Consider the following 24,722-nt stretch of genomic DNA (forward strand, 5'->3'; position numbering starts at 1 on the left):
CCACCGGGCATCGTTGCGACCGGGGGCGACTCGAAATCGACACGCCCGACCCCGCGATCCGCAAGCAGCACAGCGATGTCGCACCCCGCAGGCACCGTTGCGACCGGGAGCGACTGCGAACCGACACGCCCGACCCCGCGTTCCGCACATACCGCCGGGCACGCAACAGCGGCGCGGCCCGAAGGCCGCGCCGCTCCCGCTTCGTCTCGCCGCTACTTCTTGGCGGCGGCTCTGCCGTTGCCGGCCTTGGCGCGCCTGGCGGCGGCGCCGGTGCCGTTCCCCTTGCCCTTCAAGCCGAGGAGCGGCCGGAGGTACTCGCCGGTGTGGCTCGCGGCGATCGCGGCGATCTCCTCCGGCGTACCCGCGGCGACGAGGGAGCCGCCCTTGTCGCCGCCTTCCGGGCCGAGGTCGATGACCCAGTCGGAGGACTTGATGACCTCGAGGTTGTGCTCGATGGTGATGACCGTGTTGCCCTTCTCCACGAGGCCGTCGAGGACCCCGAGGAGCTTGCGCACGTCCTCGAAGTGCAGACCGGTGGTCGGCTCGTCGAGGATGTACACGGTCTTGCCGGTCGAGCGCTTCTGGAGCTCGGAGGCGAGCTTCACGCGCTGGGCCTCGCCGCCCGACAGGGTCGGGGCGGGCTGGCCGAGGCGCACGTAGCCGAGGCCGACGTCCACGAGCGTCTTGAGGTGCCGGTGGATCGTCTGGATCGGCTCGAAGAACTCCGCGGCCTCCTCGATCGGCATGTCGAGCACGTCGGAGATCGTCTTGCCCCGGTAGTGGACCTTGAGCGTGTCGCGGTTGTACCGCGCCCCGCCGCACTCCTCGCACGGCACGTAGACGTCGGGCAGGAAGTTCATCTCGATCTTCAGCGTGCCGTCGCCGCCGCAGGCCTCGCAGCGGCCGCCCTTGACGTTGAAGGAGAACCGGCCCGGGCCCCAGCCGCGGACCTTCGCCTCCGGGGTGCCCGCGAACAGCTTGCGGACCTTGTCGAACACGCCCGTGTAGGTCGCCGGGTTCGAGCGCGGCGTGCGCCCGATGGGCGACTGGTCGACGCCCACGACCTTGTCGACCTCGTCGAGGCCGGTGATGGTGCGGTGCCGGCCCGCGACCAGCTTGGCGCCGTTGATCTCCGAGGCCAGCGTGTTGTAGAGGATCTCGTTGACGAGCGTGGACTTGCCCGAGCCGGACACGCCGGTCACGGAGACCATGCAGCCCATCGGGAACGCCACGTCGACGCCCTTGAGGTTGTTCTCCCGGGCGCCCTTGACCACCAGCTCGCGGCTGGGGTCGGGCTTGCGGCGCTGCTCGGGGACCGGGATGTGGCGCCGGCCCGAGACGTAGTCGCCGGTGATGGAGCCCTCGGCCTCGGTGAGCCCGGCGACCGGTCCCGAGTAGATGACGTGGCCGCCGTGCTCGCCCGCGCCCGGGCCGATGTCGACGATGTGGTCGGCGACCCGGATGGTGTCCTCGTCGTGCTCGACGACGATGAGCGTGTTCCCCAGGTCGCGCAGGCGCTCCAGGGTCGCGATGAGCCGGTTGTTGTCGCGCTGGTGCAGGCCGATCGAGGGCTCGTCGAGGACGTACAGGACGCCCACGAGGCCCGCGCCGATCTGCGTGGCGAGCCGGATGCGCTGGGCCTCGCCGCCCGAGAGGCTCCCGGCGGCGCGCGCCAGCGTCAGGTAGTCGAGGCCGACGTCGAGCAGGAACCGGAGGCGGGCCGTGACCTCCTTGACTATCGGCGCGGCGATCATGGTGTCGCGGTCGGAGAGCTTGAGCGCGTTGAAGAACGCGGAGCAATCGCTGATCGAGAGCGTGCAGACCTGGTGGATCGAGAGGCCGTCGACGGTGACCGCGAGGACCTCGGGCTTGAGCCGGGTGCCCTCGCAGGTCGAGCACGGGATCTCCCGCATGAACTGCTCGTACTTCTCGCGGGTCCACTCGGAGTCGGTCTCGGTGTGGCGCCGCTCGACCCAGGGGACCACGCCCTCGAAGCGGGTCTCGTAGGAGCGGCGCTGCCCGCGCTTGTTGCGGTAGGCGACCTGGAGGACCTCGTCGTAGCCGTAGAGGACGGCCTTCTGGGCGCCGCTGGGCAGGTCGGCCCACGGGGTGTCGACGTCGAAGCCGACGGCCTCGCCGAGCGCCTCGATCTGGTACAGGAAGTAGTCGCCCATGCCGACCGAGGACCACGGCGCGAGCGCGCCGGCCCGGATGGTGGCCTCCTGGTCGCGGATGACCAGCTCCGGGTCGACCTCCTTGCGCATGCCGAGGCCGTGGCAGACCGGGCACGCGCCGAAGGGCGCGTTGAACGAGAACGTGCGCGGCTCCAGCTCGTCGAGCTGGAGCGGGTGGTCGTTGGGGCACGCGAGCTTCTCGGAGAAGCGGCGGGTGCGGGCCGGGTCGCCTTCGGCGACGTCGACGAAGTCGAGCTCCACGACGCCGTCGGCGAGGCCGAGCGCCGACTCGACGGAGTCGGTCACGCGCTGGATCGAGGAGGGCTTGACGACGAGGCGGTCGATGACCACGTCGATGTCGTGCTTCTCCTGCTTCTTGAGCTTGGGCACGTCGGTGAGCGCGTAGACCTCGCCGTCGACGCGGGCGCGGGCGTAGCCCTGCTGCTGGAGGTCGCCGAACAGGTCGACGAACTCGCCCTTGCGCTTGCGGACCACGGGCGCGAGGACCTGGAAGCGGGTGCCCTCGGGCAGCGCCATGATCTGGTCGGTGATCTGCTGCGGCGACTGGCGGCCGATCTCCTCGCCGCACTGCGGGCAGTGCGGGACGCCGACGCGGGCGTACAGGAGGCGCATGTAGTCGTAGATCTCGGTGATGGTGCCGACCGTCGAGCGCGGGTTGCGCGAGGTCGACTTCTGGTCGATCGAGACCGCGGGCGAGAGGCCCTCGATGAAGTCGACGTCGGGCTTGTCCATCTGGCCGAGGAACTGGCGGGCGTAGGCCGAGAGCGATTCGACGTAGCGGCGCTGGCCCTCCGCGAAGATCGTGTCGAACGCGAGCGAGGACTTCCCCGAGCCGGAGAGGCCGGTGAAGACGATCAGGGAGTCGCGGGGCAGGTCGAGGTCGACGTCCTTGAGGTTGTGCTCGCGCGCGCCCCTGACGACGATGGTGCCCGCGGCGTGCCGCCCGGATGCGGTGTGCGGTTTCGGATCGATCGGTGAGTGCTCGTTGGCCACGGTGGGAATCTAACCTTCGGGTCCGACAGTTCTGGGAGGCCCGCTGTTCGAACAGTCGCCGGAGTCGCGCCGGCGGCGGGCCGCCCGTCGAGGTTACCTCGCTCCGAGCTGCGGATACCGCCCTGACTGTGAGCTTTCACTCAAGCTTCGCCGACAGCGGAAACGGGCCGGGGCGCACGCCCCGGCCCGCCTCGCGCAGGCGGTTCAGTCGAACCGGTACAGGTCGTAGCCGTCCATGATCCCGATGAGCTTCTCGGCGTACTTCGGGTCGGTGGCGTACCCGGCCTTGTGCACCTCGCGGGCGAACCGCTTCGCGTCGTCGGCGTGGTCCATCGCGGTGGCGTACCGGGACCAGTTCGACAGCAGGTCGCCGTGGTCCCGGAAGGAGTCCTCGACCGAGGCGTAGGCCCGGAACGTGGCGTCGATGTCGAAGCACCCGCCGGTCGGGCTGCACTCGAACGTGGCGTAGTCGCGGCAGCCGAGGGCGTGGTCCCCGGGCGAGCCGAAGCACTTCATGCCGAACAGGTTGTGGTCCTCGCGGGCCAGCGCGCCCCGGCCCCAGCCGGTCTCCAGGATGGCCTGGGCGAGCGTGACGGAGGCGGGGACGCCGGTGTCGCGGTCGCTGGCCTGGGCCGCGGCGGCGTGGGCGTCGATGAACCCCTGGTCGCCGCCGCGCGGGACGGACGGCGGGTCCTGGCCGCACCAGCCGAGCCAGGGCAGGCCGGCGCTCCACTTGATGTAGGCGGCGCTGACGTAGCGCTTGTCGCCGACCTTGTACCAGACGCCGGACTTGCCGGCGGTGCCGTCGACCTGCTGGCCCCAGACCTGGCACTGGACGAGGACGCCGGCGCCGTTGGCGAGGCCGCCCTGGCGTCCGGCGCCCGAGGAGGCGGCGGCGCGGACGTTGAGTTCGCCGCCGCCGGTGGTGACGGTGGAGGCCGTGGGGGCCTTGGTCGCGGCCGAGCACCAGGGCACGTCCTGGGAGGGCGACCAGGCGATGTAGCCGTTGGAGATCCAGCGGTCGGTGCCGATGCGCAGCCAGGTCGGCGAGGTGCGCACGTGCCCGGCGACGAGTTCGCCGCGGGCCTTGCAGAAGACCTCCGGGTTGGCGCCCTTCTCCAGGGTGCCGACGGTCTTCTGGTCGGTGGCGGGCCCCGAGCGCACGTTGACGGTGCCCGAGGTGGTCGAGACGATCGCGCCGGTGATCTTGGCATAGGAAGGGAGCGCGCCGACGAGGATCGCTCCGGCGGCGAGCGCGAGAACCATAACGAATCGGATGGTTATATGGAATACGCCCATAACACGGCAGTGTATGAAAGCGCGGATGATCTGTCATGCAAAGCGACAATGTGAACAAGGCTCTGAGACTCGCCGGGCGGGGGTGGCCGCGATCACCTGGGTTGACGCCAGGTGGAGCGGCTCACTAAGCGACAATGGTCGTCGTGTCTACACGCTCTGATCTGCGAAACATCGCCATCGTCGCCCACGTCGACCACGGCAAGACCACGCTCGTCGACGCCATGCTCAAGCAGGCGGGCGCCTTCCGTGAGGGCGCCGCGGTCGACGACCGCGTCATGGACTCCGGTGACCTTGAACGCGAGAAGGGCATCACCATCCTCGCGAAGAACACCGCGGTCCACTACGCCAACCCGGTCGACGGCTCCGAGATGGTCATCAACATCATCGACACGCCCGGCCACGCCGACTTCGGCGGCGAGGTCGAGCGCGGCCTGTCCATGGTCGACGCGGTGGTCCTCCTGGTCGACGCCTCCGAGGGCCCGCTGCCCCAGACCCGCTTCGTACTGCGCAAGGCCCTGACCGCCCGCCTGCCGGTCATCCTGTGCATCAACAAGACCGACCGCCCCGACGCGCGCATCGACGAGGTCGTCAACGAGACGTACGACCTCTTCCTGGACCTGGACGCCGACGAGGACCAGATCGAGTTCCCGATCGTCTACGCCTGCGCCCGCGACGGGGTCGCGTCCCTGAACAAGCCGAAGGACGGCACGGTCCCCGAGGACTCGGACAGCCTGAAGCCGTTCTTCGACACCATCATCGAGCACGTGCCCGCGCCCGAGTACGACCCCGAGGCGCCGCTCCAGGCCCACGTCACCAACCTCGACGCCGACAACTTCCTCGGCCGCATCGCGCTGTGCCGCGTGGAGGAGGGCGAGCTGCGCAAGGGCCAGACCGTCACGTGGATCAAGCGCGACGGCACCCAGCAGAACGTCCGCATCACCGAGCTGCTCATGACCGAGGCGCTCACCCGCAAGCCGGCGGAGAAGGCCGGCCCCGGCGACATCTGCGCGATCGCGGGCATCCCCGACATCATGATCGGCGAGACCCTCGCCGACCCGGAGAACCCGGTCGCGCTGCCGCTCATCACCGTCGACGAGCCGGCGATCTCGATGACCATCGGCACCAACACCTCGCCGCTGGTCGGCAAAGGCGGCAAGGGCCACAAGGTCACCGCCCGCCAGGTGAAGGACCGCCTGGAGCGCGAGCTGGTCGGCAACGTCTCGCTCCGCGTCCTGCCGACCGCGCGTCCGGACGCCTGGGAGGTGCAGGGCCGCGGCGAGCTGGCCCTGGCGATCCTGGTCGAGCAGATGCGCCGCGAGGGCTTCGAGCTCACCGTCGGCAAGCCCGAGGTGGTCACCAAGCAGATCGACGGCAAGACCCACGAGCCGGTCGAGCGCATGACCATCGACTCCCCCGAGGAGCACCTGGGCGCGATCACCCAGCTCATGGCGACCCGCAAGGGCCGCATGGAGACCATGACGAACCACGGTTCGGGCTGGGTCCGCATGGAGTGGCTGGTGCCCTCCCGCGGCCTCATCGGGTTCCGCACCGACTTCCTGACGCAGACCCGCGGCACGGGCATCGCGCACTCGATCTACGAGAAGCACGAGCCCTGGTTCGGCGAGCTGCGCACCCGCAACAACGGCTCGCTCGTGGCCGACCGGGCCGGGGCGGTCACCGCGTTCGCGATGATCAACCTCCAGGAGCGCGGCGTCCTGTTCGTGGGCCCGACCACCGAGGTGTACGAGGGCATGATCGTCGGCGAGAACTCGCGTTCCGACGACATGGACGTCAACATCACCAAGGAGAAGAAGCTCACCAACATGCGCGCGGCCGCGGCCGACTCCACCGAGAACGTGGTGCCGCCGCGCCTGCTGTCGCTGGAGCAGTCGCTGGAGTTCTGCCGCGACGACGAGTGCGTCGAGGTGACCCCCGAAACGGTGCGCATCCGCAAGGTCGTCCTGGACCAGAAGGAGCGCGGCCGCGCGACCTCGCGGGCCAAGCACGGCAACGGCTAAGAGGAACGAACGAGCGGGCCCGACCGGAAGGTCGGGCCCGCTTCGCGTTGCGGCGCTACTTGTCGTCGTCGCCGCGCTGGCGCTCGGCCAGGAAGCTCTCGAACGCCGCGCCGAGCTCGTCGGCGGTCGGGATGCGCCCCTCCTGGAGCATCTCGTCGGCGTCGGCGGCCTCGGTGAAGGAGTCGTACTGCTCCTCCAGGGTCTTGACCACGTCGGCGACCTCGTCGGACTCGGCGACCTGCTCGGCGATGTCCGAGTCCACCTGGGCGCGTTCGAGTTCGAGGTCCTCGTCGGAGGGCAGGTCGAGGCCGGTGGCCTCGCGGATGCCCTCGAGGAGGCGCATCGTGGCCGCCGGGTAGGTCATCTGCATGACGTAGTGGGGCACGTGCACCGAGAGGCCGATCGCGTCGCGGCCGGACTCCCCGAGGCGGTACTCCAGCAGCCCCGCGGCGTTCCCGGGGACGGTGACCTCGTTGAACACGGGCCGGTTGTCGAAGACGAGTTCGGGCCGGGTCGCGTGCACGGTCATGCCGAGGGAGCGGGTGTGCGGGACGCCCATCGGGATGCCCTGGAAGCCCAGCGTCAGCGGGACGTGCCAGTGCTCGATGAGGTCCTCGACCGAGTCCACGAACCGCTCCCAGGCGAAGTCGGGCTCGGGGCCGGTCATGAGCAGGAACGGCCGGTCGGAGGCGTCGCGCATGAGGTAGACGACCAGCTGCGGGGCCTCGAAGTCCGACCAGCGGTCGATCGAGAATGTCAGGTTCGGCCGCCGCGAGCGGTAGTCGATGAGCTGGTCGACGTCGAAGGACGCGACCGGTGTGTGCTCGAGGGTCTTGAACAGGTGGTCCACGACCCCTCGCCCCGCCTGGCCCGCGTCCATGAACCCGTCGAGGAAGTGCAGCATGACCGCGCCACGCGCCTCCGGCGGCTCGGCGAGGACTTCACACAGTGCCCAAGGGTCATCGTTCAAAACAATCGGCTCCTTCTTCCTTGACGCCTTCGATGCTAACGCCGGAGGCCGACCGCCGATTCCCCCTCCGGGGAGGTTTCGGAGCGGCGTCACGCCTTCGTGCGCGCACCGGCCGGGGGCGGGCCGCCGGGCCTCACCCCCAGACGTCGAACTCCGGGGCCGGGTCGGTCGCGGGGCGAACCCCGAAGTAGCCCAACGCGAACTCGTTGATCTCCTTGAACGCCTCGCCGGTGGTGGAACCGCCGCCGCCCCCGCCGGGGACGTAGACGCTGACCGCCACCACGTACTGCGGGTCCTCGGCCGGCGCGAACCCCACGAACGAGGCCACGTTGCCCGGCGCGTACTCGCCGTCGACCACGAGCCCGCCCGTGCCGGTCTTGCCGGCGAGGTGGTAGTTCTCGAGCTCGGCGTTGCGGCCCGTGCCCGTCTCCGCCGCGATGGGCGCCTGGAGCAGGTACTGGAGGTCCTGGGCCGTCTCGGTGGAGATGACCCGCCGCGTCCGGGGCTCGTCGTCGTCCTCGACGACGTTCCCGTCGGCGCCGATCAGGTGGTCGACGAGCGTCGGCTGTACGTACACGCCGTCGTTCGCGATCGCGGCGTACAGGGCCGCCATCTGGATGATCGTCGCGGTGCCCTCGTGACCGATCGGGACGGACCCCTCGGAGGTGCCCGACCAGTTGTCCGGCGGCTGGAGGATGCCCGAGGCCTCGCCCGCGACGCCCACGCCCGTGGCCTCGCCGAGGCCGAACGCCCGCTGGTACTCGTACAGCTTGTCCTTGCCGATGCAGTCGGCGAGCTGGATGGTGCCCACGTTCGAGGACTGGGCGATGATCCCGGCCAGGCTGAGCTCGGCGCTGCCGTGCTCGTACGTGTCGGTGTAGTTCGTGCCGCCCTTGTTGATCGACTGCTCGACGTGCATGGTGCCGTCGGGCTCGATGCAGCCCTCCTCCAGGGCCGCCGCGAACACGATCGCCTTGTGGATCGAGCCGGGGTCCACTGTGGCCTGGGTGCCGTAGTCGCGGTACGCCTCGTCGCTCTCGACGTCGAACGGGTCGGCCGCGTCGTACGTCGGGGTCGAGGCCATCGCGAGCATCTCGCCGGTGTCGACGTCCATGACCATCGCCGAGCCGAACTGGGCGTCGTGGTCGGTCACCGTCCGCTCCAGGATGTTCTGTACCTGGAACTGCAGGTCGGCGTCGAGCGTCAGCTGGATGTCCTTGCCCGGCACCGCCTCCTCCTCGCGGTAGAACGCGCCGGGGATCGGCTGGCCGGACTGGCTGCGCTCGTACGAGACCTCGCCGTCGGTGCCGGTGAGCCAGTCGTTGTAGGCGGCCTCCAGGCCGACGAGGCCCTCGCCGGCGTCGCCGCCGGTGAAGCCGAGGACGTTGGCGGCGAGGTCGCGGCCGGGCACCACCCGGCGCTCGTCGTCGCCGATGACCAGGCCCGGGTTCTCCATCTCGCGGATCTGGTCGCCGATGGCGAGGTCGACGCCGCGCTGGAGGTAGGCGAAGCGGATCGGCTCGCCCTGCGGGGTCTCCTTCGTGGCGATGATCGGCTCGAGCTCGGACGGCGTGCGGGCCAGGAGCGGGCCGAGCTTCGCGGCGAGCTCCCCGGCGTCCCCGGTGACCATGACCGGGTCGACCGCGATGTAGTTCGCCTCCACGGAGTACGCGAGGCGGTTCCCGTTGCGGTCGAGGATCGCGCCGCGCTCGGCGGGCAGCGGCTCGGTGGTCAGGCGCTGGTTCATCGCCTCGGCCGCGTACGCCGCCGAGTCGGTGACCTGCAACTGGATGAGGCGCACGCCCGAGACGACCAGGAGGACCATCACGAACGCCGACGCCATGCGCAGGCGCCGGCGCGGGCTGCCCAGGCGCGGCAGGTGCGGGAGCGGCTTGACCGGGACGGCCTTGACGGGCCCGGTGACGCGGGAGGTCGGGCGCGAGGTCGCGCGCCGCTGGGGGCCGGCGGTCGCGGTGCGGCGGGCCGTGCCCGCGCGGACGGTACCGGTGCGCCGCACGGGCTCCGACTTGGCGGCGCCCGTGCGGCGGGTGGTCGAGGTGCGGGTGGAGGCGGGGGCGGACTCGCGGGGCTCGGGCGGGACGGCGCCGGTCTCGCGCTGGCGCCGCTCGCGGGAACGGGCCGCGGCCTCGCGGCGGCGCTTCGCCGCGAGGTCCTCGGTCCCGTCGTCCTGCTGGGCGGCCGCGGCGCGGTTGCGCTCGCGGCGCGCGGCCTCGCGGTCGCGCGCCCCGTTCTCCCTGGCCCGGTTGTCCTCTCCCGCTTCGGCGGCCTCGCGGACGGTCCGCCCGCGGGGCGTGTAGCGGCGCGCCCGGCTGATCGAGGAGGGGTCGCGGCGCCGCCTGGGGTCGGATTCGGTCATCGAACTCCTAATCCTTGTTCCAGGGCACCTCGACGGTCTCGCCGTCGGGCAGGTACAGGAACGTCACCATGTCCGGGTGGACCATGCCGAACCGGGAGGCCTCGGCCTCCAGGTTGTTGGGCGAGTTCAGGGTCGTCAGCTCGTCGGCCAGCGCCTGCTCGGTCTGGTCCAGGTCGTTCGCCTGCGTCCGCAGCTCCTGCAGGTGGTAGGCGTCCTCGTTGATGACCGTGTTGAGCAGCAGCAGGCCCACGATGCCCGCGACGACCAGGCCGACGATGCCGCCGACGAACGCCGGGCGCGGCACCTCGACCGGCTCGGGCGCCGGCTTGGCGGCCGGGCGCTCGGCGGTCGTGGTGCGCGGGATGACGACCGTCTCGCGCTGCGGCGCGGCCGGGGCCGCGGGGGCCTCGACCGGCGTCTCGACCGGGGCGGGCTGGACCGCCAGGTTCCCGTCGAAGGCAGAGGCGTCGGCGGCGGCGTCGCCCACGAGGGATCGTCGCCGCGAGGACGCGGCGCGGGCCCGGCGTCGGGCGGCCTTGATGATCTCCTCGGGGTCGGCCTGCGCGCGACGGTACTGGTCGCTCATGGTGCGCCTCCTGCTCGTGTGGACGGTGCGATGCGTTCGGCCGCGCGGAGCCGGGCGGGCGCCGATCGCGGGTTCCGGTCGAGTTCGGTCTGGGTCGGTTGCTGGGCCTTCTTCGTGAGGAGTCGGAACGTGGGTCCGGTGCCGGGGAGGTCGACGGGCAGTCCGGCGGGGCTGTTGGACTTGGCGCGCTTGGCCAGTTCCTGCTTGGTGATGCGGTCTTCGAGCGAGTGGTAGGACATGACGACCACGCGGCCGCCGGGGTTCATGGCGTCGAGGGCGGCGGGCAGGGCCCGCTCCCACGTCTCCAGTTCCCCGTTGACCTCGATCCGAAGCGCCTGGAAGGTGCGCTTCGCGGGGTTGCCGCCGGTGCGCTTCCCGGCCTGCGGGATGGCGTCCTTGACGAGCTCGGCGAGGCGGCCGGTGGAGGTGATGCGGGCCTTGCCGCGGGCGTCGACGATGGCGCTGACGACGCGGGTGGCGAACTTCTCCTCGCCGTACGTGCGCAGGATGCGCACGAGGTCGCCGGGCGCGTACGTGTTGACCACGGTCTCGGCGGTGAGCTCGTCGTCGGGGTTCATGCGCATGTCCAGGGGCGCGTCCTGGCTGTAGGCGAAGCCGCGTTCGCGCTGGTCGAGCTGCATCGAGGAGACGCCGAGGTCGAACAGCACGGCGTCGAGGGCGGCGAAGCCGTTGGCGCGCAAGACGTCCGGGATCTCGTCGTAGACGGCGCGGGCCGGGATGAACCGGTCGCCGAAGCCGGCGAGGCGCTTGGAGGCGAGTTCGAGGGCGTTCGGGTCGCGGTCGACCCCGATGAGTGTGAGCCCGGGGTGCGCGGTGAGGAGCGCCTCGGAGTGGCCGCCGGCGCCGAGGGTGGCGTCGACCGCCAGCGCGCCGGGCCGGGACGCGGCGGGCGCGAGGTGGTCGAGCACCTCGTCGAGCATGACGGGCACGTGGGGGGCGTCGTTCATTCCGCTCACCTCCTTCTCACAGTCCTTCGGGCAGGTCGCCCTCTTCGATGTCGGCGAAGGCCTCCTCGGAGGCCTCCAGGTACTCGTCCCAGGTCGGGGCGTTCCAGATCTCGACCCGGTTGGAGGCGCCGATGACGACCAGGTCGCGGTCGAGTCCGGCGTAGTCGCGCAGGCGCTGGGGGATGGTGACGCGGCCTTGCTTGTCGGGGACCTCGTCGTGGGCCGAGGCGAAGAACACCCGGGTGTAGGCGCGGGCGGTCTTGCTCGACATGGGGGCCTGCTGGAGGTTCTCGGCGATGCGAGCGAACTCGGCTTCGGGGAACACGTAGAGGCAGCGCTCCTGGCCCTTCGTGATCACGACTCCCTCCGCCAGTCCTTCCCGGAATTTGGCGGGAAGGATGACGCGGCCCTTGTCGTCCAGGCGCGGGGTATGGGTGCCGAGGAACATCGGCGCCACCCCCCGTGACTCTCAGACTGCGCGGCCTCCCCGACCGCTGTGACGGGTCACCTGCCCCGCCATTGCGCCCCACCTTACTCCACTCTCCCCCACCTATGGGGGTTGTTTCCGCGTGGCATCCGTGTTGGGTGCGGCGTCGCGGCTGGTCAGCGGTGGTGGAGGACAGTGGAGTGACGGTTGCGCAACAGGGGGCGCGAAAGGTGAGTTTCACTCATTGTTCACTCCTCCGAGTGGCATGGGGCGCAGGCGATCCGACGTTCGGCGACGGCGTCCGCACGCTGCGCGACCGAGAGCGGGCACGGGCGGTCCGCGATCGGTCACTGTGGAGTGAGCGGCCCGCCGGCGGCGGCGGGCGCGGCGGTCCCGGGGTCGCGGCGACCGCCGCGGCGGGGCAAGGGCATTCGCGTCCGTCACTGCACCGGGTCCGCCGGACGCGGGCGGCCTCACGGCGACCGGCCACTCGTCACGCCAGCGGGGAACCGTGTGACAAACTCTTGTGCATAGTCGTTGGAGAAGCACGGTCGTTCGAGGAGCACGCCTAGTGCGATCAAGACGAAAGCGAGAGCCCGTATGAGCGCGAGCCTGACCCCACGCGCGAAGTTCGCCACCACGCTGCTTCGGACCGCGGCCGCGCTCTCGCGCGCGACGGGCCGGGGCGACGGGTCGGTGATCGGCGGCCGAGTCGGGTTGATCGTCGAACCGCGGCTCCTCGAACTCCTCGCCGAAGGCCGCCACGTGGTGCTCATCTCCGGCACCAACGGCAAGACCACGACCACGCGGTTCACGACGGCCGCGCTCGAGGCGATCGGCCGGGTCGCCACCAACTCGTTCGGCGCGAACATGCCGACCGGGCACACGACGGCGCTCGCGAAGGCCCCCAAGGCCGAGTACGCGACCCTCGAGTGCGACGAGCACTACCTGGGGCAGCTGCTGGACGCGGCCCGCCCGAAGGTCGTGGCGCTGCTCAACCTCTCCCGGGACCAGCTGGACCGGGCCATGGAGGTGACGGCGCTGGCCGCGAAGTGGCGCCAGACGCTCCAGGCCTCGGCCGGTCAGACCACGATCGTCGCGAACGCCGACGACCCGCTCATCGTGTGGGCGGCGTCGGTGTGCGAGCGGGTCGTGTGGGTCGCGGCGGGCCAGAGCTGGACCGCGGACTCGGCGATCTGCCCGAACTGCGGCGCGCACCTGGACCGCTTCGGCGAGTTCTGGCGCTGCACGAACTGCGGCCTGAACCGGCCGAGCCCGCAGTGGTCGGTGGCGCACCAGGGCGAGGCCGTGGTGGGCCCGGACGGGCGCCGCTACGACCTGCACCTCCAGCTCCCGGGCCGGGTGAACCGCGCGAACGCGGCGACCGCGCTCGCGATCGCGAGCCTGTTCGGGGTCGACCCGGCGCAGGCCGCGCCGCGCCTCTCCGAGGTCGCCTCGGTCGCCGGCCGGTACGCGAAGGTCGAGCGGGACGGCCGCCACCTGCGGCTGCTGCTGGCGAAGAACCCCGCGGGCTGGCTGGAGTCGTTCGACATGATCGACCCGGTGCCGCCGGTGGTGCTGTCGCTGAACGCGCGCGAGGTCGACGGGTTCGACACCTCGTGGATCTACGACGTGGACTTCACCTCCCTGGCCGGCCGGAAGGTGGTCGTCACCGGCGACCGCCGCACCGACCTGGCCGTGCGCCTCGAGGTCGACGGGGTCGACTTCCTGGTGGTGGACGACATCCGGGCCGCGATCGCGGCGGTGCCGCCGGGCCCGGTGGAGGTCGTCGCGAACTACACGGCGTTCCAGGACGTCCGGGCCGAATTCAACCGGGTCAACTAGACCGCGCCTCCCAGGAAGTGAGCGACCGACCGTGGCACTGAGCACCCTGCGCATCGTCTGGCTCTACCCGGACCTCCTGTCGACCTACGGGGACCGGGGGAACCTCCTGGTGCTGGCCCACCGGGCCCGCGCCCGCGGGATCGACGTGGAGCCGATGCAGATCCGCAGCGACCAGCACATCCCGCACACCGCGGACATGTACCTCATCGGCGGCGGCGAGGACGGCCCGCAGGCCGTCGCGGCCGACCGGCTCCTCCAGGACGGCGCGCTCAGCCGCGCCGCCGAGGCCGGGAAGCCGATCCTCGCGATCTGCGCGGGCTACCAGCTCCTCGGCTCCTCGTTCTACGCGAACGGCCGGGCCTACGAGGGCCTGAACATCCTCGACCTGCGCTCGGACCGGGGCCCCTCGCGGGCGGTCGGCGAGATCGCCGGCGAGTCCCACCCACAGCTGGGCATCGGCCCGATCACCGGGTTCGAGAACCACGGCGGGCGCACGCACCTCGGCGAGGCCGTGCAGCCGCTCGCGCGCGTCACGGCCGGCGTCGGCAACGACGGCGCGACCGAGGGCGCCTGGGCGGGCCACGTCATCGGCACGTACATGCACGGCCCGGGCCTGGCGCGGAACCCGAAGCTCGCGGACCTGCTGCTGGCGTGGGCGGTCGGCGTCGACCCCTCGCAGCTGCCGCCGCTCGACGACACGTGGCCCGAGCGGCTGCGCTCGGAGCGGTTCCAGGCGCTCCAGACCGCGGCCCAGTAGCGGGACGCGCGATCCGCTCACATTAGGCTGGGCAAAACACCCAGACCCAGTTAGTTTTGCTTGACAACTAACTGACCCCTTTTCGTGCGCGGAGGACCCATGGACTGGCCCCGAGGTCTCGACGGCCTGAGCTACGGCGGCGACTACAACCCCGAGCAGTGGCCCGAGGAGGTCTGGGACGACGACGTCCTCCTCATGCGCGAGGCCGGCGTCAACCTCGTCACCGTCGGCGTCTTCTCCTGGGCGCGGCTCGAACCGCGCGAAGGAGAGTACGACTTCGCGTGGCTCGACACCGTCCTGGACAAGCTCCACGCCGGCGGCATCCGCGTCAACCTCGCCACCCCGACCGCCTCGCCCCCGCCGTGGTTCACCCTCGCGCACCCCGACGCGCTCAACACCCGGCCCGACGGGGTCCGGCAGGTCCACGGCTCGCGCGACACGTACGACGTCTGCGCGCCCGCCTACCGGGAGGCGTCCCGGCGCATCGCCGCCGCCCTCGCCGAGCGGTACGCCGACCACCCCGCGCTCGCGATGTGGCACGTGCACAACGAGTACGGCTCCATGAGCTTCTCCGAGCACGCCGAGCGGGCGTTCCGGGCCTGGCTGGAGGAGAAGTACGCGAGCCTCGACGCGCTCAACGCCGCGTGGTGGGGCTCGTTCTGGAGCCAGCACTACGGCGAGTGGGACCAGATCCTCGCCCCGCGCGCGACCCAGTACCTCGCCAACCCCGCCCACGAGCTCGACTTCAAGCGCTTCACCTCCGACGCCATGCTGGAGCACTACAAGGAGCAGCGCGACCTCCTGCGCGAGGCGAGCCCCGAGGTCCCGATCACCACGAACCTCGTGTTCGGCCAGTGGGTCCCGGTCGACCCGTGGCGGTGGGCCGGCGAGGTCGACCTCATCGCGTTCGACTCCTACCCCTCGGCCCCCGACCAGCGCGCCGAGCAGCAGAGCGCCATGCACGCCGACCTCTCCCGGTCCTGGGCCGGCGGCGGCGACTGGCTCCTCATGGAGCAGGCCGCGGCCACGATCCACTCCAAGGACGGCGCGATCGCCAAGGCCGCCGGCCGCATGGCCCGGCACTCGATGATCCACATCAGCCGCGGCTCCAAGGGCGCCATGTTCTTCCAGTGGCGGGCCGGGCGCGGCGGCGCCGAGCAGTGGCACTCCGCCCTGCTCCCCCACGCGGGCAAGCACACCCGCATGTTCCGCGAGGTCGCCGAGTTCGGGAACACCCTCCCCGGCATCGCGCACACCGTCGCCGGGCCCGTCGAGGCGAGCGTGGCGATCCTGTGGAGCCCCGAGTCGTGGTGGGCCACCGCCGGGGCGCACCTGCCCGCGCCCGTGGACTACCTGGAGAACGTCGCCCAGATCCACCGCGTCCTGCGCGACCGCGGCGTCGTCGCCGACTTCGCGTCCCCCGAGGGCGACCTGTCGAAGTATTCGACGGTGATCGCGCCGACCACGTACGTGCTGAGCCGGGCCGCCGCCGAGAACCTGCGCTGGTTCACCGCCGGCGGCGGGCGCCTCGTCGCCTCCTACCTCACCGGCGCCGTCGACGAGCACTGCCAGGTCTGGCTCGACGGCTACCTCGGCGGCCTCACCGACCTGTTCGGCGTCCGCGTCACCGAGCACCTCCCCCAGCCCGCCGGCGAGCGGCGCGCGCTGTGGAACTTCGGCGCCGCCGAGCGCTTCTGCGAGCTCGTGGAGCTGCGCGGCGCCCAGTGCGTCACCCAGTACGCCACCGGCGACCTCGTCGAGGGGCAGCCCGCCGTCACCGTCAACCCGTTCGGCGAGGGCGAGGCCTGGTACGTCTCCTGCAAGCTCGGGGACGACGCCTGGGACCGCCTCTTCGAGGAGCTCGAGCTCACCGGCCCCGGCGGGCCCGGCCTCGACGTCGTCGACCGCGGCGAATGGCGCTTCATCGTCAACCACACCGAGCAGGAGGCGCAGGTCGGGCACGTCATCGTCCCGGCCGGGTCCTGGGCGGTCGACAAGAAGCCCCAATAGGCCCGTTTCGGCCCGCCTCCGCCGAGGCGGGCCATACGCTCGCTCCTATGGGCGAGCGGGCGAGCGCGGCGGACATGAGCCGCAAGGAGCTGTACACCCTCTTCGGCGCGCTCATGCTCACCATGCTCCTGGCCTCCCTGGACCAGACCATCGTCGGCACCGCCCTGCCCACCATCGTCGGCGACCTCGACGGCATGGGCGACTACACGTGGGTCGTGACTGCGTACCTCATCGCGACCACCGCCTCCACGCCGCTGTACGGCAAGCTCTCGGACCTGTACGGGCGGCGGCCGGTCATCCTCGTCGCGATCGCCGTCTTCCTCGTCGCCTCCGCGCTCGCCGGGCTGTCGCAGAACATGCTCCAGCTCATCCTGTTCCGCGGCCTCCAGGGCCTCGGCGGCGGCGGGCTCATCTCGCTTGCGTTCACCGTCGTCTCCGACGTCGTCTCGCCCCGCGAGCGCGGCAAGTACCAGGGGTTCTTCGGCGCGGTCTTCGGCATCTCCTCGGTCGCCGGACCCGTCCTCGGCGGCTGGCTCTCCGAAGTGGACTGGCGGTGGATCTTCTACATCAACCTGCCCCTCGGCCTCGCCGCGATGATCGCCGTCGACCAGGTGCTGCGCCGCCACCACTTCCCGACCCGGCCCCGGCGGATCGACTACCTCGGCGCGGCCTGCCTCGTCCCGGCCGTGGTGTGCCTGCTGCTGGCGGTGACGTGGGGCGGCGACGAATACGCGTGGGGGTCCGCGGTCATCATCGGCCTCTTCACCGCCGCGGCGGTCCTGACGGCCGCGTTCATCCTCGTCGAGACCCGCGCGGAGGAGCCGATCCTGCCGCTGCGGATGTTCCGGCAGGGGACGTTCGCGCTCGCCAGCGTCATCGCCCTCATCTTCGGCGTGGGCATGTTCTCGGGGATCGTGTACATCCCGCTGTTCTTCCAGATGGTCCGCGGCTACTCCCCCACCGACTCCGGGCTCCTCATGATCCCGATGATGGCCGGCATGGTGCTCACCTCGGTGTCCTCGGGGTTCGTGATCTCGCGGGTGGGCCGCTACAAGTGGTTCCTGGTGGCCGGGTCGATCGTGATCACGGCCGGTCTGGCGCTGTTCACGCAGCTCCACGTCGACACGCCGCTGTGGACCAGCAGCCTGTTCCTGCTGGTCCTGGGCATCGGCATGGGCATGTTCATGCAGCCCCTGGTCCTCGCGATGCAGAACATCGTGCGGATCGAGGACCTCGGCGCGGGCACGAGCACCAACAACTTCGCCCGCTCGCTCGGCGGCGCGGTCGGCACGGCCGTGCTCGGCGCGGTCATGACCTCGAAGCTGAACGACGAGCTCGCCGCGAACCTGCCGGGCGCGGTCGCCCAGCTCTCGCCTCAGGAGGCCGCGGGGTTCGGCGAGACCGACCTGTCGGCGGTCATGCAGTCCCCCACGGTGGTCGCGCACCTGCCCGAGCCGGTGCGGCTCGTCGTGCAGCAGGCGTTCACCGACGGCCTCGACCTGGTGTTCCTCGTCGCCGCGTGCATCGCGGCGGTGACGATCGTGCTGACGCTGTTCATGCCGAACCTGGTGCTGCGCGGCGCGAAGCCGCCGATGGACGACCCGGACGCGACGGCGTGCGAGGTCCGCGCCGAGACCGCCCCCTGACGCCCCGCCCGAATGTCTCTACCGGACCGTACGAAGGAGTCATCCATGGAAGTCCTGATCGTGGGCTCGGGCAACATGGCCCGCGGCATCGGCCTGCGGCTGGTGCGCGGCGGCCACCGCGTCCGGATCGCCGACCGCGAACCCGACAAGGCCGCGGACCTGGCCGCCGAGCTCGGCGACAGCGCCGCCGGCGAACCGCTGAACAACACGGCCGGCGCCGAGGTCGTCGTGCTCGCCACGCCGTACGAGGGCAGCAAGGAGGTCGCGTCGATGTGGGCCGGCGAGCTCGCCGGGAAGACCGTGGTCGACATCTGCAACCCGGTCGACTTCGCCACCTTCGACGGCCTGGTCACGCCCGCGGGCAGGTCGGCCGCCGAGGAGATCGCCGCGGCCGCGCCGGGCGCCCGCGTCGTCAAGGCGTTCAACACCACGTTCGCCTCCCGGCTCGCGAACTCCACGCCGCTCGACGTCTTCATCGCGGGCGACGACCCCGACGCCAAGCGGACCGTCAGCGGCCTGTGCCTCGACGCCGACCTCCGCCCGATCGACGTGGGCGGCCTCAAGCACGCCGCGGCGCTGGAGGCGTTCCAGCTGCTGCACATGAAGGTCCAGGACCAGATCCAGGGCGGCTGGTCGACCGAACTGGCGTTCAAGGCCGCGTGACCGCAACGGAGGCGGCCCCGGGCGATCGCCCGGGGCCGCCTCCGTTGCGGTCACGCGGCCTTGAACGCCAGTTCNATGCGCACCATCGGGTTGATCGGCGGGATGTCCTGGGAGTCCTCCGCGGAGTACTACCGGCTCGTCAACGAGGACGTCAGGAACCGGCTGGGCGGGCAGCACAACGCCCGGAGCCTGATGCACACCGTGGACTTCGGCGAGATCGAGGCGATGCAGCGGGCGGGCGACTGGGACGGCGCGGGGAAGGTCCTCGCCGACGCGGCCGTGAGCCTGGAGCGCGGTGGCGCCGATCTGATCGGCCTGTGCACCAACACGATGCACCTGCTGGCGGACCGGATCGAGGCGGCGGTGGAGATCCCGTTCGTGCATCTCGTGGACGCCACCGCCGACGCGATCCGCGCCGCGGGCCTCACCCGAGTCGGCCTGCTCGCCACCCGGTTCACGATGGAGATGGGCTTCTACGCCGACCGCATGGCGACGCACGGCGTCGAGGTCGTCGTGCCGGACGCCGCGGACCGCGCGGTGGTGCACGAGGTGATCTACGAGGAGCTGACGCTCGGCGTCGTGCGCGACGAGTCCCGCGACGCGTACCGCCGCATCATGGCCGGCCTGGCGGCCGAGGGCTGCGACGGCGTGATCTACGGCTGCACCGAGATCACCCTCCTGGTCGACGAGACCGACACGGCGGTCCCGGTCTTCGACTCCACCCGCCTCCACGCGAAGCGCCTGGTCGACCTCGCCCTGGGATGAGGCGCGGTGTCAGCCGCGGTCGTCGTCCCCGTAGAACCTCCGCCGGAGGTCGGGGTCGACGTCGAACACCGCATCGTCGTAGTCGAGCCGGTCCGCACGGCCGGACGCCGTTCGACCGGTCGCCGCGGCGACGAGGATGCGGAAGCCGATGGCGCGGTAGGCGGTCTCGGTGAGGAGGGCCTGCTTGGGCTCGGCGATGTCGCCGAAGTGGGCGGCGGGCTTGAGCTTGGCGAGGCGGGGGTCTTCGAGGATGCCGTCCACCACGCCGCCGGTGACGAGGGCGTCGAAGCGGGCGTGGCCGAGGACGGCGAACACGGCGTCGCGGGCGCGCTTCTCGGCGGCGTGGGCCTGGCCCTCGCGGCGGCGGGCGAAGCGCTGCTGGGACTGGCCGCCGGCCTTGGTTTTGCCCTGGACGTAGGCGGTGTCGGTCTTCGAGGCGGTGATGCGGCCGTCCTCGAGGACGCCGACGGAGTAGGCGCCCTTGCGGGCGAGGAGCACCGCGATGACGCGGGGTTCGAGGGCGTAGTCGCGGAGGTGCTCGGCGGCCTTCAGCGGGTCGTCGTCGAGGAGCCAGCCGGCGGGGAGGCCGCCGGCCAGCGCCCAGCGGACCTGGGCCGTCTGGCGGCTCGCAGGTGCGCCGGGGCCGGCCGGCGGTCCCTCGTTCGACTCGATCGTCCAGGCGTCGTCCTCGGCGTGGTGGGCGGCGATGCCGCCGTTGCGCGCCGCGAAGTTCGCCACCCACTTGGGGAGGCGTTCGGGTTCGACCTCGACGATCCTGCCGCCGCCCGCGGCGGGGCGGATCTTGACCATGTGCGGGGTGTCAGACGTTGAAGCCCAGGGCGCGCAGCTGGTCGCGGCCGTCGTCGGTGATCTTGTCGGGGCCCCACGGCGGGATCCACACCCAGTTGATCTTGAGGTCGGCGGCGAGGCCGCCCTCGGCGCCGGAGCAGAGGGCCGAGCGGGACTGGTCCTCGATGACGTCGGTGAGCGGGCAGGCCGCGGAGGTCAGCGTCATGTCGAGCGTGACCACGTTGGTCTCGTCGACGTGGACGCCGTAGATGAGGCCGAGGTCGACGACGTTGATCCCGAGCTCGGGGTCGACGACGTCTTTCATCGCCTCGAGGATGTCGTCCTCTTTGGCCTTCACGGTGTCGGTCATGCGTCGGTCCTTCCGGAGGTCTGGGCTTCGGCGCGGACCAGGGCGTCCTTGAACGCCATCCAGCCCAGGAGCGCGCACTTGACGCGCATGGGGTACTTCGAGACGCCGGCGAACGCGACGGCGTCCTCCAGGGTCTCCTCGTCGCCCTCGGCCTGGCCCTTGGAGTTCATGAGCTCGGTGAACTCGGCGAGGCGGGCCAGCGAGTCCTCGACGGTGGCGCCGTTGACGAGCTCGTACATCACCGAGGCGGAGGCCTTGGAGATCGAGCAGCCGACGTTCTCGTAGGAGACGTCGGCGACCTTGTCGCCGTCGACGTGGACGCGGAGGGTGATCTCGTCGCCGCAGGTCGGGTTGACCTGGTGCGACTCGCCCTCGTAGGGCTCGCGCAGGCCGGCGCCGCGGGGGCGCTTGTAGTGGTCCAGGATGACTTCCTGGTACAGCTCGTCGAGATTCATCAGGAGAACACCTTTCGCACCTTGCCCAACGCCTCCACGAGCCGGTCTATTTCCTCGTGCGTGTTGTACACGTACGCGGAGGCGCGGGTGGTGGCGTTGACGCCGAAGCGGTCGCAGGTGGGCTTGGCGCAGTGGTGGCCGACGCGGACGGCGATGGCCTCGGCGTCGAGGACCTGGCCGACGTCGTGCGGGTGCACGCCGTCGAAGGTGAAGGAGACCGTGGCCGAGCGCCCGATCGGGACGCGCGGTCCGATGACGGTGAGCCCGTCGACGGTCTCGAGCCGTTCGAGCATGTACCCGGCGAGCTCCTTCTCGTGGGCGCGCACGTTCTCCATGCCGAGCGAGTCGAGGTAGTCGACGGCGGCGGCGAGGCCGACCGCTTCGGCGATCGGCGGCGTGCCGGCCTCGAACTTGGCCGGCGCGTCGGCGAAGGTCGTCCGCTCCATGGTGACGGTCTTGATCATGGAACCGCCCGTGAGGAACGGCGGCATGGCGTCGAGCAGGTCCGCTTTCGCCCACAGGACGCCGATCCCGGTGGGGCCGAGCATCTTGTGGCCGGTGAAGGCGATGAAGTCGACGCCGATCTCCGCCACGTCCACGGGAATGTGCGGCACGGACTGGGAGGCGTCGAGGCCCACCAGGGCGCCGACCTCGCGGGCACGGGCGGTGATCTGCGAGGTCGGGTTGACCGTGCCGAGCAGGTTCGCGACGTGCGTGAACGAGACGAGCTTGGTCCGCTCGGTGATGACCTCGGGGACCGACTCCAGGTCGAGGCGGCCGTGGTCGGTGATGCCGATCCACTTCAGGGTCGCCCCGGTGCGCTGGGCCAGCTGCTGCCACGGGATCAGGTTGGCGTGGTGCTCCATCTCGGTCACGACGATCTCGTCGCCGGGCGCGAGGCGGAACCTCGGGTCGGCGTGCGGGTCGAGCGCGGCGTTCTGGAACGCGTACGCGAGCAGGTTGATCGCCTCGGTGGAGTTCTTGGTGAACACCACCTCGTCGGCGCTCGGGGCGCCGATGAAGGCGGCGACCCGGGCGCGGGCGCCCTCGTACGCCTCGGTGGCCTCGGCCCCGAGGGTGTGCACCGAGCGCGAGATGTTCGCGTTCGAGTGCTCGGTGAAGCGGCGCATGGCCTCGACGACCTGGACGGGCTTCTGCGAGGTCGCAGCGGAGTCCAGGTAGGCGATCGGCCGGTCCCCGATCATGCGCTTGAGGATCGGGAAGTCGGCGCGGACGGCCTCGACGTCGAGCTTGGTGACAGCCTCCACGGGCTCCTCCTGGTCTAGGCGGCCTTCGTGCCGACGTAGGACTCGTAGCCTTCGGCCTCGAGCTTCTCGGCGAGCTCCGGGCCGCCCTCCTCGGCGATCCGGCCGTCGACGAAGACGTGCACGAAGTCGGGCTTCACGTACCGCAGGATGCGGGTGTAGTGCGTGATGAGCAGGACGCCGGAGTCGGTGGTCTCCTTGGCGTGGTTGATGCCCTCGGAGACGACGCGCAGGGCGTCCACGTCGAGGCCGGAGTCGGTCTCGTCGAGGATCGCGAACTTGGGCTTGAGCAGCTCCATCTGCACGATCTCGTGGCGCTTCTTCTCACCGCCGGAGAAGCCCTCGTTGACGTTGCGGTTGATGAACGCCTCGTCCATCTTCAGCTCGGCCATGGCGCCCTTGAGGTCCTTCATCCAGGTGCGGAGCTTCGGGGCCTCGCCGTCGACCGCGGTCTTGGCGGTGCGCAGGAAGTTGGAGACGCTGACGCCGGGGACCTCGACCGGGTACTGCATGGCGAGGAAGAGGCCGGCGCGGGCGCGCTCGTCGACGGTCATGTCGAGGACGTCGTCGCCGTCGAGGAGGACCGTGCCGCCGGTGATCTCGTACTTCGGGTGCCCGGCCAGCGAGTAGGCCAGGGTCGACTTGCCGGACCCGTTCGGGCCCATGATGGCGTGGGTCTCCCCGGAGTTGATGGTCAGGTCGACGCCGTGCAGGATCGGCTTGGCGCCCTCTTCGGTGTTGACCGAGACGTGCAGGTCGCGGATCTCGAGCTTGCTCATAACAGTTTCCTCTAGGCGTTTTCGGTGGTCTTGGGCTTCAGGCTGAGGTAGACGTCGCCGTCGCGGAGCTCGACCGGGTAGGTCGGGACCGCGGTCGTGGCGGGCGGCCCCGACGGCTTGCCGGTGCGCAGGTCGAACATCGACCCGTGGAGCCAGCACTCGATCGAGCAGTCGTCGACGTCGCCCTCTGAGAGCGCCACGGCGGCGTGGGAGCACTCGTCGTAGAGGGCGAACACCTCGTCGGACTTGCGCACGAGCACGATCGACGTGCCGTGGATGTCGGCCGCGACGGGCTCGGACTCCGGCAGGTCGTCGAGCGCGCACACGCGCAGGAAGTCGGCGTCGGTCATGCCGCGGCCGCTCCGGCGTCCAAGCGGGCGACGACGAGCTCGGTGAGCTCCTCGCGCAGGGCCTCGTCGGGGACCTTGGAGACGATCTCGTTGAAGAAGCCCTTGACGACCAGGCGGCGGGCCTCGGCCTCGGGGATGCCGCGCGACTGGAGGTAGAACAGGTGCTCCTCGTCGAAGCGGCCCGTGGTCGAGGCGTGGCCGGCGCCGGCGATCTCGCCGGTCTCGATCTCCAGGTTGGGGACCGAGACGGCGCGGGCGCCGTCGGAGAGCACCAGGTTGCGGTTGATCTCGTACGTGTCGGTGCCGGTGGCGGCGTCCTGGATGAGGATGTCGCCGACCCAGACCGTGCGCGCGGTCTCGCCCTGGAGGGCGCCGCGGTAGTTCACGTTCGAGCGGCAGTCGGGGACGGAGTGGTCCACGAGCTGGCGCTGCTCCAGGTGCTGGCCGGTGTCGGCGAAGTAGAGCCCGTAGGCGTCCACGGAGCCGCCGCGGCCGGCGTAGTCGACCGACAGGTACTGGCGGACCAGGTCGCCGCCGAGCGTGACGGCGATGTGGTCGAGCTTCGCGTCGGTGCCGAGGCGGGCCTTCTGGTGCTCGACGTGGGTGGACTCGCGGTCCCACTCGGCGAGGACGACCAGGCGCAGGTGCGCGCCGTCGCCGACCGAGACCTCCACGTTGTCGACCAGGCGGGCCTGGCCGGTGTGGCGCACGATCAGGGTGACGTCGGCGTGGTGGCCGACCTCGATGAACGTGTGGGCCCAGGTGGCGCCGTCGAGGCCGCCGCCGGTGACGTCGATCCAGACGGGCTCGGACACGGCGGTCTCGGGCGCGACGGCGACGACCAGGGCCTTCTCGGTCTTGGCCCAGGCGACCGCGCTGGGGCGGTCGAACGGGGTCAGGATCGAGCCGAGCCGCTCGTCGTCCTTGCCGACGGCCTCGGCGGTGACGCCCTCGGGCAGGCTGCGGACGGCGTACTCGGCGGCCTTCGCCGCCGGGGCGGTGTCGGTCGCGTCGAGCCCCGCGAGGCGCTTGACGGGCGTGTAGCGCCAGTCCTCCTCGCGGCCGTTCAGCGCCGGGAACTCCTCCGGGTCGAACGAGCGCAGCAGCTGCGACTTCGTCTTCGGGGGCACCTCGCCGAGGCCGTGCGTGTGCGGCTTCGGGGCCACTTCAATGCTCATAGAAAACTCTGGTTCCT

Annotated in this window: 21 protein-coding genes; 7 read left to right on the forward strand and 14 right to left on the reverse strand. The window is 71.1% G+C overall.

Translation table 11 applies throughout. The features are described 5' to 3' along the window. Positions 1–212: 212 nt before the first annotated feature. Entirely contained in the window at positions 213–3,188 is a 2,976-nt protein-coding gene (uvrA, locus tag ABD419_RS15630; protein ID WP_425556074.1) for an excinuclease ABC subunit UvrA, read from the reverse strand. A 204-nt stretch (positions 3,189–3,392) separates the two neighbouring features. Beyond that, a complete protein-coding gene (gsmA, locus tag ABD419_RS15635) occupies positions 3,393–4,454 on the reverse strand; it encodes a sporangiospore maturation cell wall hydrolase GsmA (protein WP_344487966.1) in 1,062 nt (353 codons plus the stop codon). A 176-nt stretch (positions 4,455–4,630) separates the two neighbouring features. On the opposite strand from gsmA, the gene typA reads away from it, so the two are divergent. Next, complete coding sequence (gene typA / locus ABD419_RS15640; protein WP_344487968.1) at positions 4,631–6,505, forward strand: translational GTPase TypA; 1,875 nt, start codon at positions 4,631–4,633, stop codon at positions 6,503–6,505. A gap of 55 nt (positions 6,506–6,560) precedes the next feature. On the opposite strand, the gene ABD419_RS15645 is transcribed toward typA, so the two are convergent. From ABD419_RS15645 to mraZ, 5 genes are all read right to left on the reverse strand, one after another. Continuing rightward, a complete protein-coding gene (locus tag ABD419_RS15645) occupies positions 6,561–7,475 on the reverse strand; it encodes a proteasome assembly chaperone family protein (RefSeq protein ID WP_344487970.1) in 915 nt (304 codons plus the stop codon). Between the two features lie 133 nt (positions 7,476–7,608). Continuing rightward, the gene (locus ABD419_RS15650; protein WP_344487972.1) at positions 7,609–9,852 is read right to left on the reverse strand and encodes a peptidoglycan D,D-transpeptidase FtsI family protein; all 2,244 of its coding nucleotides are present in this window, start codon (positions 9,850–9,852) and stop codon (positions 7,609–7,611) included. Between the two features lie 7 nt (positions 9,853–9,859). Then, a complete protein-coding gene (ftsL, locus tag ABD419_RS15655) occupies positions 9,860–10,438 on the reverse strand; it encodes a cell division protein FtsL (protein WP_344487974.1) in 579 nt (192 codons plus the stop codon). Beyond that, entirely contained in the window at positions 10,435–11,406 is a 972-nt protein-coding gene (rsmH, locus tag ABD419_RS15660) for a 16S rRNA (cytosine(1402)-N(4))-methyltransferase RsmH (RefSeq protein ID WP_344487976.1), read from the reverse strand. Before rsmH ends, ftsL begins: the two co-directional genes overlap by 4 nt. Before the next feature lie 16 nt (positions 11,407–11,422). Further along, the gene (mraZ, locus tag ABD419_RS15665; RefSeq protein ID WP_344488047.1) at positions 11,423–11,854 is read right to left on the reverse strand and encodes a division/cell wall cluster transcriptional repressor MraZ; all 432 of its coding nucleotides are present in this window, start codon (positions 11,852–11,854) and stop codon (positions 11,423–11,425) included. Between the two features lie 579 nt (positions 11,855–12,433). Between mraZ and ABD419_RS15670 the strand changes: the two genes are divergently transcribed. The 6 genes from ABD419_RS15670 (at position 12,434) to ABD419_RS15695 (ending at position 19,519) form a co-directional block, all read left to right on the forward strand. After that, a complete protein-coding gene (locus ABD419_RS15670; RefSeq protein WP_344487978.1) occupies positions 12,434–13,678 on the forward strand; it encodes a Mur ligase family protein in 1,245 nt (414 codons plus the stop codon). Positions 13,679–13,709: 31 nt separating this feature from the next. Continuing rightward, on the forward strand, positions 13,710–14,435 hold the full coding sequence (locus tag ABD419_RS15675; RefSeq protein WP_344487980.1) for a type 1 glutamine amidotransferase: 726 nt from the start codon (positions 13,710–13,712) through the stop codon (positions 14,433–14,435). Between the two features lie 99 nt (positions 14,436–14,534). Continuing rightward, positions 14,535–16,445, forward strand: a complete 1,911-nt coding sequence (locus ABD419_RS15680) for a beta-galactosidase (RefSeq protein ID WP_344487982.1) — start codon at positions 14,535–14,537, stop codon at positions 16,443–16,445. 47 nt (positions 16,446–16,492) lie between these two features. After that, a complete protein-coding gene (locus tag ABD419_RS15685; RefSeq protein WP_344487984.1) occupies positions 16,493–18,091 on the forward strand; it encodes an MDR family MFS transporter in 1,599 nt (532 codons plus the stop codon). A 45-nt stretch (positions 18,092–18,136) separates the two neighbouring features. Next, positions 18,137–18,754, forward strand: coding sequence for an NADPH-dependent F420 reductase (locus ABD419_RS15690; RefSeq protein WP_344487986.1), 618 nt, complete (start codon positions 18,137–18,139; stop codon positions 18,752–18,754). A 75-nt stretch (positions 18,755–18,829) separates the two neighbouring features. Next, positions 18,830–19,519 (forward strand): aspartate/glutamate racemase family protein, encoded by a 690-nt coding sequence (locus tag ABD419_RS15695; RefSeq protein WP_344487987.1) that lies wholly within the window; start codon positions 18,830–18,832, stop codon positions 19,517–19,519. Positions 19,520–19,528: 9 nt separating this feature from the next. Here the strand turns inward: ABD419_RS15695 and ABD419_RS15700 are convergent, their stop codons facing one another. The 7 genes from ABD419_RS15700 to sufD are packed head-to-tail and all read right to left on the reverse strand — an operon-like array spanning position 19,529 to position 24,705. Then, positions 19,529–20,329: an acVLRF1 family peptidyl-tRNA hydrolase gene (locus ABD419_RS15700; RefSeq protein ID WP_344487989.1), complete on the reverse strand. Its 801-nt coding sequence runs from the start codon at positions 20,327–20,329 to the stop codon at positions 19,529–19,531. Positions 20,330–20,339: 10 nt separating this feature from the next. Continuing rightward, positions 20,340–20,678, reverse strand: coding sequence for a metal-sulfur cluster assembly factor (locus ABD419_RS15705; protein WP_344487990.1), 339 nt, complete (start codon positions 20,676–20,678; stop codon positions 20,340–20,342). Next, positions 20,675–21,133 carry a Fe-S cluster assembly sulfur transfer protein SufU gene (sufU, locus tag ABD419_RS15710; RefSeq protein ID WP_344487991.1) on the reverse strand — a complete coding sequence of 153 codons (459 nt, stop codon included), beginning with the start codon at positions 21,131–21,133 and terminating at the stop codon, positions 20,675–20,677. Before sufU ends, ABD419_RS15705 begins: the two co-directional genes overlap by 4 nt. Beyond that, entirely contained in the window at positions 21,133–22,401 is a 1,269-nt protein-coding gene (locus ABD419_RS15715; RefSeq protein ID WP_344487992.1) for a cysteine desulfurase, read from the reverse strand. Before ABD419_RS15715 ends, sufU begins: the two co-directional genes overlap by 1 nt. A gap of 14 nt (positions 22,402–22,415) precedes the next feature. Continuing rightward, positions 22,416–23,177, reverse strand: a complete 762-nt coding sequence (gene sufC / locus ABD419_RS15720; protein WP_344487994.1) for a Fe-S cluster assembly ATPase SufC — start codon at positions 23,175–23,177, stop codon at positions 22,416–22,418. A gap of 11 nt (positions 23,178–23,188) precedes the next feature. Continuing rightward, positions 23,189–23,527 (reverse strand): non-heme iron oxygenase ferredoxin subunit, encoded by a 339-nt coding sequence (locus tag ABD419_RS15725; protein ID WP_344487996.1) that lies wholly within the window; start codon positions 23,525–23,527, stop codon positions 23,189–23,191. After that, positions 23,524–24,705, reverse strand: coding sequence for a Fe-S cluster assembly protein SufD (gene sufD, locus ABD419_RS15730; protein ID WP_344487998.1), 1,182 nt, complete (start codon positions 24,703–24,705; stop codon positions 23,524–23,526). The genes ABD419_RS15725 and sufD overlap by 4 nt, the downstream gene beginning before the upstream one ends. Positions 24,706–24,722: the final 17 nt, after the last annotated feature.

The organism is Glycomyces endophyticus, assembly GCF_039531525.1.
Lineage (GTDB): Bacteria > Actinomycetota > Actinomycetes > Mycobacteriales > Micromonosporaceae > Glycomyces > Glycomyces endophyticus.